The 15537-nt window shown below is 68.2% G+C and carries 14 protein-coding genes; 7 read left to right on the top strand and 7 right to left on the bottom strand.

The window, feature by feature from the left end; all coding sequences use genetic code 11:
• Nucleotides 1-3: 3 nt before the first annotated feature.
• The 3 genes from K320_RS0116725 to K320_RS0116715 all read right to left on the bottom strand — a co-directional run bounded on the left by K320_RS0116725 (nt 4) and on the right by K320_RS0116715 (nt 3385).
• Nucleotides 4-882 (bottom strand): MinD/ParA family protein, encoded by an 879-nt coding sequence (locus K320_RS0116725; protein WP_245593911.1) that lies wholly within the window; start codon nt 880-882, stop codon nt 4-6.
• Entirely contained in the window at nt 866-1612 is a 747-nt protein-coding gene (locus K320_RS0116720) for a GGDEF domain-containing protein (protein WP_024539947.1), read from the bottom strand. Before K320_RS0116720 ends, K320_RS0116725 begins: the two co-directional genes overlap by 17 nt.
• Before the next feature lie 93 nt (nt 1613-1705).
• A complete protein-coding gene (locus K320_RS0116715) occupies nt 1706-3385 on the bottom strand; it encodes a SulP family inorganic anion transporter (RefSeq protein WP_024539946.1) in 1680 nt (559 codons plus the stop codon).
• A gap of 31 nt (nt 3386-3416) precedes the next feature.
• Between K320_RS0116715 and K320_RS0116710 the strand changes: the two genes are divergently transcribed.
• On the top strand, nt 3417-4643 hold the full coding sequence (locus K320_RS0116710) for a PLP-dependent transferase (RefSeq protein WP_024539945.1): 1227 nt from the start codon (nt 3417-3419) through the stop codon (nt 4641-4643).
• Nucleotides 4644-4686: 43 nt separating this feature from the next.
• Here the strand turns inward: K320_RS0116710 and K320_RS0116705 are convergent, their stop codons facing one another.
• A complete protein-coding gene (locus K320_RS0116705; RefSeq protein WP_034343826.1) occupies nt 4687-5343 on the bottom strand; it encodes an arylesterase in 657 nt (218 codons plus the stop codon).
• On the opposite strand from K320_RS0116705, the gene K320_RS0116700 reads away from it, so the two are divergent.
• The gene (locus K320_RS0116700; protein ID WP_029696273.1) at nt 5342-6046 is read left to right on the top strand and encodes an ABC transporter ATP-binding protein; all 705 of its coding nucleotides are present in this window, start codon (nt 5342-5344) and stop codon (nt 6044-6046) included. The genes K320_RS0116705 and K320_RS0116700 overlap by 2 nt on opposite strands.
• Here the strand turns inward: K320_RS0116700 and K320_RS0116695 are convergent.
• A complete protein-coding gene (locus K320_RS0116695; protein ID WP_024539942.1) occupies nt 6037-7470 on the bottom strand; it encodes a phospholipase D-like domain-containing protein in 1434 nt (477 codons plus the stop codon). The two genes, K320_RS0116700 and K320_RS0116695, sit on opposite strands and share 10 nt — an antisense overlap.
• 84 nt (nt 7471-7554) lie before the next feature.
• Here K320_RS0116695 and rlmB point away from each other — a divergent pair, with 84 nt between their 5' ends.
• From rlmB to K320_RS0116670, 5 genes are all read left to right on the top strand, one after another.
• Entirely contained in the window at nt 7555-8289 is a 735-nt protein-coding gene (rlmB, locus tag K320_RS0116690; RefSeq protein ID WP_024539941.1) for a 23S rRNA (guanosine(2251)-2'-O)-methyltransferase RlmB, read from the top strand.
• Nucleotides 8290-8401: 112 nt separating this feature from the next.
• Nucleotides 8402-10324, top strand: a complete 1923-nt coding sequence (locus K320_RS0116685; protein ID WP_029696272.1) for an adenylate/guanylate cyclase domain-containing protein — start codon at nt 8402-8404, stop codon at nt 10322-10324.
• A complete protein-coding gene (locus tag K320_RS0116680) occupies nt 10321-10839 on the top strand; it encodes an SH3 domain-containing protein (protein ID WP_245593910.1) in 519 nt (172 codons plus the stop codon). The genes K320_RS0116685 and K320_RS0116680 overlap by 4 nt, the downstream gene beginning before the upstream one ends.
• Nucleotides 10836-11750, top strand: a complete 915-nt coding sequence (locus K320_RS0116675; RefSeq protein ID WP_024539938.1) for a M48 family metalloprotease — start codon at nt 10836-10838, stop codon at nt 11748-11750. The genes K320_RS0116680 and K320_RS0116675 overlap by 4 nt, the downstream gene beginning before the upstream one ends.
• Entirely contained in the window at nt 11747-12085 is a 339-nt protein-coding gene (locus K320_RS0116670) for an SMR family transporter (protein ID WP_024539937.1), read from the top strand. The genes K320_RS0116675 and K320_RS0116670 overlap by 4 nt, the downstream gene beginning before the upstream one ends.
• A 28-nt stretch (nt 12086-12113) precedes the next feature.
• Here K320_RS0116670 and K320_RS0116665 read toward each other — a convergent pair whose 3' ends face one another.
• Together K320_RS0116665 and K320_RS0116660 are read right to left on the bottom strand one after the other, a co-directional pair.
• A complete protein-coding gene (locus K320_RS0116665; protein ID WP_051384969.1) occupies nt 12114-12479 on the bottom strand; it encodes an ArsR/SmtB family transcription factor in 366 nt (121 codons plus the stop codon).
• 11 nt (nt 12480-12490) lie between these two features.
• On the bottom strand, nt 12491-15394 hold the full coding sequence (locus K320_RS0116660) for a putative bifunctional diguanylate cyclase/phosphodiesterase (RefSeq protein WP_024539935.1): 2904 nt from the start codon (nt 15392-15394) through the stop codon (nt 12491-12493).
• Between the last annotated feature and the right edge of the window lie 143 nt (nt 15395-15537).

Below are 15537 nucleotides of genomic sequence, written 5' to 3'. Positions count from 1 at the left end.
ACCTCAGCTTGCGGGCGGCAGCAGCGTGCTTTCGAATTTGCCGGCCAGCTGGGATACCGCCAATGCCGCCGGGCTGCCCGGCATGTGCTGCACCAGCAGCTGGCGCCGCATCACGGCATCGCGCACGCTCGGATCGGCCGGGATATCGCCCATGTGGATCAGGCGCAGCGGCTGGCCCGAGCCGGTGGCGACAAAGCGATTGAGCACCTGCTGCAGCTGGCTGGTGATGGCCCGCCCATCGCCCGGCCGCGCCGTCTGGTTCACCACGAGGCGGATGTGCTGGCGGTCCTGCTGCGCTGCCAGCACCTTGATGGCGGCATAGGCGTCGGTGAGCGAGGTGGGCTCGGGCGTTGCCACCACCAGCACCTCGGAGGCCAGTGATACGGAGAACAGCACCACGTCGGAGATGCCGGCGCCGGTATCGAGCAGCATCACGTCGTAGTGCGGCGTGAGCTGCTCGATCACGCGCAGCAGCTCATTGCGCACCTCGGGGGTGAGGCGGGAATATTCCACCATGCCCGAACCGGCGAGCACGACGGAAAAGCCGCCGGGCGTGGGCACCACCACTTCATCGAGCTGCGCCTTGCCGGTGATCACGTCGTGCAGCGTGAGCTTGGGGTAGAGGTTGAGCACCACGTCCAGGTTGGCCAGGCCGAGGTCGGCGTCCAGCACCAGCACACGGTGGCCGCGGCGCGCAAGGGCGGCCGCCAGATTGGCGGAAACAAAGGTCTTGCCGACGCCGCCCTTGCCGCTGGTGACGGCAACGATGCGCGCACCGGTGCTCTGGATCGGGCGGCCGTCCTGCGCAGAGCTGGCCGCAGCGGGAGCGGATGCGACTGGCGGCGCGTCGGGCATGGAGGGAGATTCAGTGGGCGCTGCCATGGTTCAAAGTCTCATTGGACGATAGATCGTCCCAGCCCGATGCCTTGTATAGCGGGGCCAAAAGCATGTTTTTTTCGTCAGCGGTCACGGTGCTGTCCGGCGGCTCTTCGATGCAGGCGCGGTTGCGCCCGCTCTGCTTGGCCTTGTAGAGCTGGGCGTCGGCGCGGTCCGTCCACAGCGCGGTGGTGCTGCGGATCCACTCGATCGTGTAGGCGCCGCCGATGCTGGCCGTAACGTTCAGTGTCAGGGCCGGAGATACCGCCACCTGCGCCGCCTTGATGGCCCTGCGCACGCGCTCGGCCACCCGTTTGCCAAAACCGAACTGGCAGGCCGGCAGGATCACGGCAAACTCTTCGCCGCCGTAGCGCGCGACGGTGTCCATGGGCCGCATGCACGCGCGAATCGCCTGCCCCACCGCTTGCAGCACCTGGTCGCCCACGGGGTGGCCATGGGTGTCGTTGACGTTCTTGAAATAGTCGATATCGATGATCAGCAGCAAAGCCGCCTCGCCAGTGCGTGCGACGCGGTCAATTTCGCTTTCGAGCACGGCATTGAGGTAGCGGCGGTTGTGCAGGCCGGTCAGCGGGTCCTTGAGCGATAGCTCGCACAGCCCGTCGATCAGCGCCTGCAGGTAAACCGCGGGCTGTGCCTCAGGCGCCGGCAGCCGCTCGCCAAGGGACTCGGACACCAGGGCGTGGGCAGTGCCTAGACGCAGATCGCCGAGATCCATGGGGTTGCGCAAGTCCTGAAAAGTGGCAGCTGAAGCGGGTCCGTCAAGTGTAACAGCGCCCTGGTTGCATGGCTCGGCGCTGCAGCTTGTGAATCATCCCGGCGCGTAAAGTTTCTGCAGGGCGGCTACCGCCTGCGCGTCCGTGCGGTAGATGAGCAGGTGGGTATTGGTCTTCAGCGCGCCGGCCGCCTCCAGCGTCTGCTGCACCGGCAGCTTCAGGCCGCTCACATGCAGCACGCCGCCGCGGCTTTGCATCAGCAGCAGCAGGCGCACGAAGGCTTCCACGCCGGTCACGTCGATGCGGTTGATGGGTTGGGCGAACAGGCACAGGTGGCGCAGCTGCGGGCGGCTGGCCAGCTCGTCGGCCACGCGTTTTTCCAGCGCGGTGGCGGAGGCGAAATCCAGCGCCGCGTCCATGCGCAGCGCCAGCACCCCGGCCGGCAGCGCGGGCAGATTCCAGAGCATGCGGTCGCGCAGCGTGCCGTCGGGGTGCAGGCCGACTTCGATGATGCGCGGATGCAGGCGCTGAAAGAGGAAGTGGCTCAGGTTCACCAGCAGCCCGATCAGTACGCCCCAGTACATGCGCGGCGCGCTCAGCAGCGTGATCGCGAAGGTCAGCAGCCCGGTGACGGTTTCCACGCGCGAAAGGCGCCACAGCCGCAGCATGCTCATGGGTTTGATCAGGCCCTTGATGGCGACGATGACCACCGCCGCCAGCACCGATTGCGGCACGTGGTGGAGCAGCGGCACCAGCCACAGCAGGGCCGCGAGCACCAGGGCGAAGGCGAACAGCGTGGCCCAGCCGGTCTGCGCGCCGGCATACAGATTGAGCGCCGAGCGCGAGAACGAGGCGCTGGTGGGGAAGGCGCCGCACAGGCCCGAGCTCACCTTGGCCAGGCCGTGGGCGATCAAGTCCTGGTTTTCGTTCCATTGCGTGCCGCCCTGGCCATGGTCCACCTTGGCGCTGGAGGCGGTTTCCAGAAAGCTCACCAGCGTGATCACCATCACCGGCATGATGAGCGCGCTGAAATCACCCCAGCTCAGCCAGCCGGGCAGAAACAGGCTGGGCAGCCCCTGCGGCAGCGCGCCGATCACCGCGCCGCCGTGCGCCGCGAAGCCCGTCGCCCAGCTGGCCGTGGCGGTGAGCGCGATCACCACGATGGCCGCCGGAAAGCTGCGCCGCCAGCGCTGCATCATCCACAGCAGGGCGATGCTCGCAAGGCCAAAGGCAGCGGCGCGCCAGTCCAGCGCCTGCCAGGAGGGCTGCTGCAGAAATGCGCGCCAACCCGTCGCGAGCCCCAGCAGCGAAGGCAGTTGCGATGTCAGGATGAGCAGCGCCGCCGCCTGGGTGAAGCCGTTCAGCACGGGGGAAGTCACCAGGCTGAGCAGCCAGCCAAAACGCACCACCCCAAGCGTCGCCTGCAGCAGGCCGGAGAGGATGGCGATCCACACCACCAGGGCCACCCAATGCGCGCTGCCGAGCTCGGCCAGGCCGATGAGCGAGGCGCCGGTGAGCAGGCTGGTGAGCGCCGTCGGCCCCACGCCCAGGCGCACCGAAGAGCCCCAGAGCACGGCGACCAGCATCGGGATGAACGAGGCATACATGCCCGTGATCAAAGGCATGCCGGCGAGCTGGGCATAGGCCACGCCCTGGGGCACCAGCATCAGCCCGACCGTCATGCCGGCCCAGAATTCGCCGCGCAGCAGCTCCCGGTCGGGCCGCGGCCATGCCAGGAAGGGAAACCAGCGCGCGAAGCCAGGGTGTGTGGTCATCGATGGATTGTCGCAGCGCTACCATGCGGGGATGACACAAAAGCCCGATCCGCACCACATCGCCACCGCCCTGATCCACCACGCCTACGCGCCGCCATCCGCCTTCGAGGGCATCCAGCCGCCGGTGCACAAGGCGTCCACCGTGCTGTTCCCTGACGTCGCCGCCATGCGCAAGCGCCGCTGGCAGGACAAGAGCGGCTATACCTACGGGCTGCATGGCACGCCGACGAGCTTTCTGCTGGAGGAGCGCATCGCCACGCTGGAGGGCGGCACGCACTGCCTGCTGGCGCCCAGCGGCTTGGCGGCCATCAGCACCACCTCGCTGGCATTGCTCTCACAGGGCGAGGAAGTGCTGCTGCCCGACAACGTCTATGGTCCGAACAAGGCGCTAACGCTGGAGCTGCTGGCGCGCTATGGCGTGCGCCACGCGCTGTACGACCCGCTGGACGTGCAGGACCTTGCCGGCAAGATCACGCCCGCCACGCGCCTGGTGTGGCTGGAGGCGCCGGGCTCGGTCACCATGGAATTCCCCGATCTCATCGCCCAGGCGCGTCTGTGCCGGGAGCGTGGCGTGGCGGCGGCACTCGATAACACCTGGGGCGCGGGCCTGGCGTTTGCGCCCTTTGACCTGCTGGGCGATGGCAGTCTGGGGGTGGATATCTCGGTGCATGCGCTCACCAAATACCCCAGCGGCGGCGGCGATGTGCTGATGGGTGCCATCACCACGCGCGATGCGGCGCTGCACCGGCGCATTCAGGAGACGCACATGCACCTGGGCCTGGGCGTGGCGGCCGACGATCTGGAGGCCGTGCTGCGCGCCCTGCCCAGCATGGCGCTGCGCTACCAAGCGCAGGATGTGGCGGCGCGTGCGCTGGCGCAATGGCTGCAGGGGCAGGCGTCCGTGGCGCAGGTGCTGCATCCGGCACTGGCCGGCGCACCTGGCCATGGCCATTGGCAGGCCCTGTGCGGCCGCCAGGGCGAAGGGCTGGCCGCGGGCCTGTTCAGCGTGGTGGTGGACGCGCGCTTCAGCAGCGCGCAGGTCGATGCCTTCTGCGATGCGCTCACGCTCTTTCGCCTGGGCTACAGCTGGGGTGGACCGCTCAGCCTCGTCATGCCCTACCAACTGCCGGCCATGCGCAGCCGCGCCACGCCGCACCTGGCCCACGGCACGGTGGTGCGCTTTGCGGTCGGGCTGGAGGACGTGCGGGATCTGCGCGCGGACCTGCAGCAGGCGATGGACACTGTTTTTTGCCAATAGCCCAATACAGACAAGCGCTGGCAGCTTCGGTATTGATAGTTGGTCAGCGCAGCATGGGCGCCAGCACCTTCCAGACGTTTTCCATCATGAGGGGCTGTGCCCGCGCGTTGGGATGGATGCGGTCGGCCTGAAACAGCCGCAGCGGCTCCGGCCCATCGGCCACGCCCGCCAGCAGGAAGGGAACCAGCGCCGCCTCGTGCGCCTTGGCGATGGTTTCAAACAGGGCGGCAAAGCGCCGTGCGTAATCGGTGCCGTAGTTGGGTGGCACCTGCATGCCCACAAGCAGCACCTTGGCCCGCGCCGCCTGCGCCTGCTGCACCATCCGGGCCAGGTTGTCCTCGGTGCCTTGCAGCGGCAGGCCGCGCAGCGCGTCGTTGCCGCCCAGCTCGATCACCACCAGCGCGGGCTGGTGCTTCTGCAGCAGCGCCTGCAGGCGCGAGCGCCCGCCGGCCGTGGTATCGCCGCTCACGCTGGCGTTGATCACCGTTGCCGCCATCTTCTGATCTGCCAGGCGCTCCTGCAAAAGGGCCACCCAGCCGCTGCCGCGCGCCAGGCCGTATTCGGCGCTCATCGAGTCGCCCAGCACCAGAACCACCGGCGCCGGCGCTGCCTTGGACGGCATGGCCGCGCAGCCCGCGAGCGCCAGCAGGATAAAGTCACGCCGGTGCGCACCGCGCCGGTTTCCTTCACGATCGTTCATGCCTGATTCCCAACCTTCCATTGCTTCGCCTCTGCTCTCGGTGCGCCAACTGCGCAAGACGGTCTTCGATGCCACGGGGCAGTTTGACATTTTGCGGGATGTCAGCTTCGCCTTGCAGCACGGCCAGACGGTCGCCATCGTCGGCGCATCGGGCTCGGGCAAGAGCACCCTGCTGTCCATCATGGCGGGGCTGGATACGCCCAGCAGCGGCACGGTGGTGCTGGATGGGCAGGATGTGTTTGCCCTCGACGAGGATACCCGCGCGGCGCTGCGCGCGCAGAAGATCGGCTTCGTGTTCCAGAGCTTTCAGCTGCTGAGCCACCTGAACGCGCTGGAAAACGTCATGCTGCCGCTGGAGCTCGCGGGCCATGGCGATGCGCGGCAGCGCGCCACGGAAATGCTGGCGCGCGTGGGCCTGGCGCAGCGGACCAGGGCGTACCCGCGGGTGCTTTCGGGTGGCGAGCAGCAGCGCGTGGCGCTGGCGCGCGCCTTCGTGGTGCAGCCGGCGCTGCTGCTGGCCGACGAGCCGACCGGCAGCCTGGACTACGCCACCGGCGAATCGGTGATGCAGCTCATGCTGCAGCTCAACCAGGAGCAGGGCACCACGCTGGTGCTGGTCACGCACGACCGCGGCATCGCGGCACGCTGCCAGCAGCGCATCACGCTGGAGGCGGGCGCCATCGCCACCATCGATCAGAGCTGAAAGCCGACCGTGGCGACGATGCCCTCGGCGATGTCGCGCGGCCAGCTCGGCGCCTTGCTGCTGGCGGGCTCGCCCAGGCGGGCCGTGTCCTGCACCCAGCGGGCCAGCCAGCCGATTTCGGCGGCGCCATAAAAGGCCGCCATGGCTTCGTAGTTGATGAACAGGCTGCGGCTGTCCAGATTGGCCGAGCCGCACAGCGCCAGCGCGTCGTCCACCACCACCGTCTTGGCGTGCAGCATGCCGGGCAGCAGGCGTACAGCCGCGCCCGCCTGCACCAGCGTGCGCACCGACCGCCCGCGCGCCCAGTCCGCAAGGCGGTGGTTGGAGCGGCGCGGCAGCACCAGCGTGATCGCCACGCCGCGCTTGGCGGCCAGCACCAGCGCCTCCAGCAGGCCCTCGTCGGGCACGAAATAGGGCGTGGCCAGCAACAGCCGCTGCTCCGCATGGAAGACGGCGGAGACGATCAGCGCGTGCAGAATGTCCTCGTGAAAATCAGGGCCGCTGGGCACCCAGTGCGCCAGCCCGCCAGTGCTTGGGGCGGCCGATCCGGCAACCGCCGCTCCGAGTGCCGCGTCATGGCGGGCAAGGCGGTCGGCATAGTCGGCGCGCGGCGCCTTGCGCACGCCCCGGGCGATGCGCCAGTCGCCCTCGAACAAGGCCAGCGCCTGCGCCGCCAGCGGCCCGTGCGCGACGAAGCTCAGGTCGCGCCAGGCGGGCTCACCATCGGTATCCACGAAATACTCGCTGGCCATGTTGCGCCCGCCGGCCCACAGGCGCTGGCCGTCGGCCACCACCATCTTCCTGTGGTTGCGCAGATTCGTCCTGCCGCGTCCCGGCAGGCCCAGCGCCGGTACGAACCGGCGTGTACGCACGCCCGCCGCCTTGAGCAGGGCATCATGGCTGCGGGCACTCTTCAGGCTGCCGATGCTGTCCACCAGCAGGCGAACGCGCACCCCGTGGCGCGCGCGTTCGGCAAGGGCAGCGGCAATCTCCGCGCCCACGGCGTCGTCGCCCAGCACATAGGTGCAGATATCCAGCGCCGCGTGGGCGGATGCGATCACGCCGTGCAACTGCTCCAGGGCCTCATGCCCGTCGCTGGCAAAGCGCACCGACTCCTGCGGACGCGCCGCAACCACGCCGAGGGCGGCCAGCAGCCGAGCGGCCCAGGGCGGCGCGCCCTCTGCCGTCTGCCCGATCGGCAGGGGCTGGCGCCGCGTCGCCGGCCGGATGAGCTTGCGCGTGCCAAACAGCAGGAACAGCGGCAGTCCAAGGTAGGGAAAGGCGGCGATCCCCAGTACCCACGACAGCGCGGCGTACGCCGGGCGGCGCTGGCGCCGGATGCGCGTTACCACCAGATAGGTCAGCAGCCCCGCCGCCACGAAGGCGCTGTGCTCCAGCGGTGAGAGATGGGGCAGGGACAGCATGCGGGTCGGGGCTGGGATCGGTTGGCGATGACTTGGTGCGGGTACGCGGCGATCATGCCGCAGCGCGGCATCCATAATCCCGGCATGGCTGATCTCAAAGTGCTTTTTGGCTTTCATGCGGTGGGCGTGCGCCTGAAGACCGCGCCCGCGAGCGTGGTGGAAATCCTGCACGACCCGTCGCGGCGCGACGCGCGCATGCGCCAGTTCATTGAACGGGCCAGGGAGGCAGGCGTGCGCCTGGTGGAAGCCGACAGCCTGCGCATTGCGCGGCTGGCCGGCACCCACAGCCACCAGGGCGTGGCGGCGCGCGTGCAGGAGATAACGCGCAGCCATTCGCTGGACGATCTGCTCGATGGCTTGAGCGTGCCGCCGCTGCTGCTGGTGCTCGACGGCGTGACCGATCCGCACAACCTCGGCGCCTGCCTGCGCGTGGCCGATGGCGCGGGGGCGCACGCGGTGATCGCGCCCAAGGACCATGCGGCCGGCATCAGCGCCACCGTGGCCAAGGTGGCGAGCGGCGCGGCCGAGACCGTGCCCTACTTCATGGTGACCAATCTCGCGCGCCAGCTCTCCGAACTGCAGGAGCGCGACATCCGGGTGGTGGGCACCAGCGACGATGCGCCGCAGACGCTCTACCAGGCCGACCTGAGCGGCCCGCTCGCGCTGGTGCTGGGCGCCGAGGGGCAGGGCATGCGCCAGCTCACGCGCAAGCGCTGCGATGCGCTGGTCTCCATCCCCATGCGCGGCGCGGTGGAAAGCCTGAACGTCTCGGTCGCCAGCGGCGTGTGTCTGTACGAGGCGCTGCGCCAGCGCAGCTGAATCCAAAAAAAATAGGCCCTCAGCGCAATGCAGGCAAGCGCGAGCAGCTCTACTTCAAATAGCAACCGCGGTTGGCTTGACGCCGTGAAGGCGGCTTCGGATACCACGCTTCGTGGCTGAACCTGCGCGATCGACCCTGTGGCTTGCACGGCTGCGCGAGCGGCTTGGCAGGCGCGCCCTGTATGCATTGCTGGGGGCGCTGCTGGCGCTGCTCACGCTGGCCGATCTGACGCACTGGCGTGCGCTCGATGCGCTGGACAACCGCGCCGGCGATGCCCTGCTGCGCTGGGACGCCGGGCGGCGCACGCCGCCCCGGGACGTGGTGGTGGTGGATATCGACCAGCCTTCGCTGGTCGATCCGCAGATGCTGGAGGTGGCGGGCACCTGGTCCTGGCCACGTGCCATCCATGCCGAGCTGCTGACGGCGCTGACGGCGCACCAGCCGCGCGCCATCGTGCTGGACATCATTCTTTCGCCCCAGGACCGGCTGCACCCGGAGAACGATGCCGCGCTGGCGCAGGCGATGCACGACGAGCGCATCTTCGTGCCCATGATCCTGCTGGAAGACTCTGCGCGGCAGGCGCCGCTGGCGCTGGCGCCCAGGGTGATGGGCATACGCGCCGGGCCGCACGCCGATCCGCAGGCGCGCTACGGCATCGACGCGCCCATTGCGCTGCCGCCCGAACTCTGGCGCACCGGCTACATCAATTTCATCAAGGACGCGGACGGAATCGGGCGCAGCATCGAGCTGGGGCGCGAAACCCAGGGCTGGTGGCTGCCGCACATCATCGGCCGCATCGCTGAACTGCTGCATCTGCCCGGGCCGCAGGCGCCGCGCTTTCGGCTGCACTGGTACGGCGAGCCCTTCACGCGCATACCGTATGCCAAGGCCTATCTGGCAGCGCAGACCGAGGGTGCGGCGCTGCCCTTCGATCCGGCGGGCAAGATCATCGTCATCGGCGCCACGGCCAGCGGGCTGCTCGACTTCGTGCCCACGCCGGTGAACGCCACCACGCCCGGGCCTTTCGTGCTGGCGACGGCGCTGGCCAATCTGCAGTCGGATGACTGGCTGCGCGAAGCGCCGGGCTGGGTGAACCCGGCGCTGGCGCTGGTGCTGATCGTGGCCATGGGCGTGGGTTTTGCCGCGCGCGCCTCGCCGGTCTGGCCCGCGGCCATGCTGGCCGCGGTGGCGCTGCTGACGCTGGGCATGGCCGTGCTGCTGCTGCGCATCAACCTCTACTGGATGCCGGTCTCGCCGCTGGCGATGGGGGCGCTGGCGCTGCTGGCCTTCGGCCTGCTGTCCTCGCGCCTGGAGATGGCGCAGCGCCACCACGTGCAGGCGATGTTCTCGCGCTTTGTCGATCCGCGCATCGTGAACAGCCTCTCCGAAGAGCGGCAGGTGGCGCAGGCCGAGGTCTCCGCCAGCCGCGAGGTGACGGTGCTGTTTTCCGACATCCGCGGCTTTACCAGCCTCTCGGAGCACCGCAAGCCGGAAGAGATCGTCGCGCTGCTCAACCGCTATTTCGAGATGCAGGTGCAGGTGATCTTCCAGCACGGCGGCACGCTGGACAAATTCATCGGCGACGCGATCATGGCCTTCTGGGGCGCGCCGGTGGCGCAGGCCGACCATGCCCAGCGCGCGGTGCGCGCGGCACTCGGCATGTCCGAGGCGCTTGAGCGTTTTGCCGCCGAGGTGGCGCGCGAGCTGCCGGGCACGGTGTTGGAGATCGGCATCGGCATCCACAGCGGCCCGGCCGTGATCGGCTTTCTCGGCACCTCGCAGCGGCTCGATTACACCGCCATCGGCGATACCGTCAACCTGGGCAGCCGCATCGAAGGCTGCACCAAGGGCATAGCGCGCATTCTGGTTTCCGAATCCACCCGGGCATTGTGCGGCGACGCCTTCGGCTTCATCGACCACGGCGCTTTCAGCGTCAAGGGGCGCGAACAACAGGTGCGCTTGCACGAGCCGCTGCCTACAATGCGCCGAACAGAAAAAACGGCCCCAGCGGCAAGAGAAGGAGGTGCAGCGTGAACCGGATTTCCATGGCCATGGCAAGTGGCTGGCGCTGGCTGGCCGTGCTGGCGGCGCTCTGCTGGGGCGCCTTGGCGGGTGCACAAACGCACGAAGTGACCACCGCCACGCAGCTGCGCGCCACGCCCTCGCTCAATTCGATGGTGGTGCGGCAGCTGCCCCTCGGCGTCCCGCTGCAGGCGGTGCAGGCGCAGGGCGGCTGGCTCAAGGTGCAGTCCGGCCAGCAGCAGGGCTGGGTGCGGATTTCGCACGTGAAATCGATGGCCGCTGCCAGGCCGGCGGCGGGCGGCGGCAATGCGCTCGCCAGCCTGTTCACCGGTTCCAGCTCGGCACCCACGGCGACGACGGGCACGCGCGGCCTCACGCAGGAGCAGCTGGCCAAGGCCCAGCCCGCGCCGCAGGAGGTGAAACAGCTCGACCGCTATGCTGTCAAGCCCGGCGATGCGCAGCAGTTCGCCCGCGGCGGCAAGCTCAGCGCCGTGAAGATCGCCGACTATGATGGAGCCGGGCAATGAAGGGCCCGGCCTTCAAGCGCTGGCTGGCGCTGGGCGCCTACGCTGCCCTGCTGGCCGGGTGCGAAACCATGCCCTCCGGGCTGAGCAGTGCGCTGAGCGGCCTCGGGGGCGGCGGTTCATCCGGCAGCGGCGTGGCGAGCGGCGTGCAGAACGTCATGCAAGGCGCTTCTGCCGCCTTCAAGGACTACAGCCCGCAGGAAGAGCGCGAGCTGGGCTCGGGCTTTGCCTCGGTGCTGCTGGGCGCGCGCCCGCTGCTGCGCGACGACGAGCTGCAGCGCTACGTCAACCGCGTCGGCCTGTGGGTGGCCGAGCAGACCGACCCGCGCAAGGACGGGCAGGGCAGGCCGGTGCACTACGACTGGCGCTTTGGCGTGATCGATTCCGACGCCGTCAATGCCTACGCCACGCCGGGCGGCTATGTATTCGTCACCAAGGGCCTGCTGCGCACGCTCAATTCCGAGGCCGAGCTGGCCGGGGTGCTGGGCCATGAAATCACGCATGTGCTGCACGGCCACTATCTGTCGGCGGTCAGGAAGGGCGGTTTTGCGCAGATGGCCGGCGGCATCGTCGAGGCGCGCAGCGGCAACAGCCAGCTCAGCGGCGCCATGGTCAACATGGTACGCAACCTCTACGCCCGGGGGCTGGACCAATCCGACGAATACGATGCCGATCGCTACGGCACGCTGTGGGCCGCGCGTGCCGGCTACGCGCCAGCAGGGCTGATGCAGTCGCTGCGCGCGGTGGCGGGCGGATCGGCGCAGGATGCCAACTACCAGCTGCTGCTGGCCACGCACCCGCCGGCGCAGGAGCGCATCGCCAGGCTGGAGCCGCTGATGGGCGGCAAATTTTCCGGCACCGGCGGCGCCACCAACGCGCAGCGCTACCTGGCGATGCGGCGGGTGCTGCGTTGAACCATCCCTGGGTTCTGCTGGGCATCTCCATCGTTGCGGAGGTGATTGCCACCACCGCCCTGAAGTCTTCGCAGGGGCTGAGCCGCATCGGCCCCAGCCTGCTGGCGGTGGCGGGCTACTGTCTGGCGTTCTACCTGGTGGCCAAGGTGATGGAGCACCTGCCCACGGGCGTGGTGTACGCCGTCTGGTCGGGCCTGGGGATCGTATTGATTTCCATCGTGGGCTGGCTCTGGCACGGGCAGCGCCTGGATGCGGCGGCGCTGCTGGGCATGCTGCTCATCGTCGCCGGCGTGCTGGTGATCCAGCTGTTCTCCAGGGCTGCCGACGGCGCATGACGGCTCGGAGCTGCCAGAGGCGGGCGTCTCATTCGTCGGCGGCGGCAGGCGCCTGCTGATCGGCCGCTACCTGGCTGCACAGGGTGCGGCACAGCGCCACCACATCGCGGTTGCCGATGCGGTAGAAGATCTGGTTGCCGCGGCGCTCCTTGTCGAGCACGCGCGCCTGGTAGAGCAGGTTCAAATGCTGGCTCAGGTTGGGCTGCGTGGTGGCGATATTGGCCAGAATTTCAGAGACGTTCTTCTCGCCATGGCACAGCGTATTGATGATGCGTATGCGTATCGGCGTGGACATGAGCCGGAAGATCTCCGCGGCCCGTGCAAATACCGCATCGTTGGGTTGGTACAACAAGGGTTCGCTGTCGGCTGTGTACGCGGGCTCGGGCTTGGGCATGGCGGCTCCCACTATAAACCAGCGGCCGGCACGGCATCCTGCAGCGGATGCGCCGCCGCGGCAAGGGCTTCAATCGGCTCGGGCTTGCTGAAAAGGTAGCCCTGGTAGGCATGGCAATCGCGCAGCCTGAGCCATTCGAACTGCTCCGGCTCTTCGATGCCTTCGGCCACCACCTGCAGCTCCAGGGTTTCGGCCAGCGCCAGAATGGTCTGGGCGATGGCGGCGTCGTCCGGGTCCGTCAGGATGTCGTTGACGAAGGATTTGTCGATCTTCAGCACATCCAGCGGCATGCGTTTGAGGTAGCTGAGCGACGAATAGCCGGTGCCGAAGTCATCCAACGAAAAACCGGTGCCCAGCGCGCGCAGCAGGTTCATTTTTTCTATCGTCTGCTCCACGTCGCTGTGGAACATGCTTTCCGTGAGCTCCAGGCGCAGCCGATGCGGATCGGCTCCGCTGACGGCCAGCGTGCGCTGCACGGTGGCGACGAACTCCGGGTCGCGGAATTGCCGCGCGCTGATGTTGACGGCGATGGTCAGATGCGCCGTTTCGGGCGACTGGGCCCACCGGGCGAGCTGGCGGCACGCCGTCTGCAGCGCCCAGGTGCCTATGGGAACGATGAGCCCGGAATCTTCCGCCTTGGCGATGAAATCCAGCGGCGGCACCATGCCGCGCTCCGGGTGCTGCCAGCGCAGCAGGGCTTCGTAGCCCAGGGGCCGGCGATCCTTGTCCACCACCGCCTGGTAGTACAGGCGCAATTCCCCGCGCGGCAGCGCCAGGCGCAGGTCGGCCATCAGGCTGGCGTGGGTCTCCACTTCCGCCTGCATGCTCGGATCGAACATGCAGACCTGGTTGCGCCCATGGGCCTTGGCACGGTAGAGCGCCATGTCGGCGTGTTTGAGGACTTCCTCCAGCGCGGTCGCCTTGCCCTGGAACAGCGACACGCCGATGCTGGACGAGGTGTGCACCGTGTGGCCGCCGAATTCATAGGTCTGCTCCAGCGCCACGCGGACTTTTTCGGCGACGGTCTGGGTCTCCTGCGCGGCGCCCGCCAGGGTGGCGCTGAGTCCATTGATGAGCACGACGAATTCGTCCCCGCCCAGGCGCGCCACGGTATCGCCGGGCCGCACGCTGTGGCTCAGCCGCCGGGCGACTTGGCGCAGCAGCTCGTCGCCCTGGTCATGCCCCAGCGTGTCGTTGATTTCCTTGAAATTGTCCAGGTCCAGCAGCATGAGCGCGCTGTGGTGGCGGCTGTCCGCGCTCTTGCCCATGGCGGTGCGGATGTGCTCGTACAGCAGCCGCCGGTTGGGCAGGCTGGTGAGCGCGTCGTACAGCGCCATCTGCTGCGCCGCCTCCTCGGCTTCCTTGCGCTGGGTGATGTCGGCGCGGATCGAGATGTACTGCACCGGGATCCCTTCATCGCCGATGAAGGGCACGATGGTGGTCTGCACCCAGTAGAGCGAGCCATCCTTGGCGCGGTTGCAGATTTCGCCGTTCCAGACCTCGCCGGAGGAAATCACCTTCCACATCGCCGCGAAAAAGCCCTTGGGATGCAGCCCGGAATTGATCACCCGGTGGGTCTTGCCCAGCAGCTCGCTGCGCTCGTACTTGGATATCTGGCAGAACTTGTCGTTGACCTTGATGATCACGCCGCGCGCATCCGTGGCGGCGACGATGGCATGCGCATCCAGCGCCGCGCGCAGCTCGGAAACCTCCTTGAGCGAGGCTTCCATCAGCATCCGTGCCGACTCCTGCGCGGTGGTGTCCGTGAGCATCACCACGAGGCCTTCGCCGGAGGCGCCGCCCAGTTGGGGCGAGGCCACCAGGTGAAAGCGCTGGGCTGGCGCGCCTTCCGCATCGAGCTGGACGTCCAGCTCGGTGGTCTTGGCCTGCAGCGCGGCGCGCAAGTCCCGCTCCAGGGACTGGCGCCGCGCCTGCGGCCATTGGCTGAGCCACGGCGTTCCCTGCAGCGCATCCAGGGTGGTGCCGGTGCGCCGGGTATAGCGCGGGTTGGCGTAGCGCACGTTCAGCTCGGTGTCGAGCTGCACGAGCTCCAGCGGGATGTCGTTCAGAAGTGCATCGAGCCTGCGCTTTTGCTGCATGATGGTGTGCTGCGAGGCCGCGATCATTTTCTGCGGGCGCTGGACGACGAAGAACAAGGCCAGCCGAAAGCCCAGGAAATACACCGCTATCTTGAGCAGGTGCACCGCCATGCCGACGCCATCGAGCGACCCCATGTGGCCGATGTAGGCCGCATTGGAGACGCCAAGAACAAAGGCCAGAGCGGCCAATTGCAGCCAGTGCGAGCCACCGTCGCGGCGCCAGCGGTAATACAGCAGCGCGGCGCATGCGGCATCGGCCAGCACCAATGCGTATTGCAGCAGCATGCCGGGCGAGGCCGGGGCCGCGCCGTCCCGCAGCCACTGGGCCAGCCACGCCGGATGCGAAGCGCCGATGTTGCCTATCGCGGCGGCAACCGCCACCGCGGCGATGAGCCAATAGCGCTTGTGCCCAGGCCCGCGCAGCTTCAGCCCGAAGGCCAGCAGCACGAGAACCTCGGCCAGCCGCGCCAGCTGCCGGTACCAGACGAACTCCGCGTTCGCCAGGCTGCTGGCAGGCAGCAGCAGACTGCGGTAATTGAGCGCGTGCAGCAAATCCAGCAGCGCCACCAGAGCCAGGCCGAAAACCATCCAGTTGCCGCGCTCCCGGCCTGCGGGATTGCGGTCGTACCACATGATCGCCACCGTCATCGCGCACAGGATGACGGAAGACAGTTCGAGCGCCAGGTGCAGCTCCAGCTGGCGCGTGCCGGAGGGATGGAAATCAGCGAGACCGGGTATCCAGGCGAACGCCGCCCATAAAAGCAGCGCGCCCAGACAAATGCCGAATTGCGTTTTATTGCGCGCCGTGTGTGACATCCCGTGAACCCGATGGCGAAGGCTGCGGCCACCGAGGTGGGCCCATGGCTGATCGGTGGTTCGGTTCGCAGCTTTCTTGCGCGGACCATCCTAGCAACAATTCAGCGCTTGCGCATCCATCGATACGCCGACTGTGGCGCCGT

The sequence above is a fragment of the Comamonas badia DSM 17552 genome (assembly GCF_000484635.1).
GTDB lineage: Bacteria > Pseudomonadota > Gammaproteobacteria > Burkholderiales > Burkholderiaceae_C > Comamonas_C > Comamonas_C badia.
Note: the sequence above shows the minus strand (reverse complement) of the source record. Positions and strands in the feature narration are given on the sequence as shown.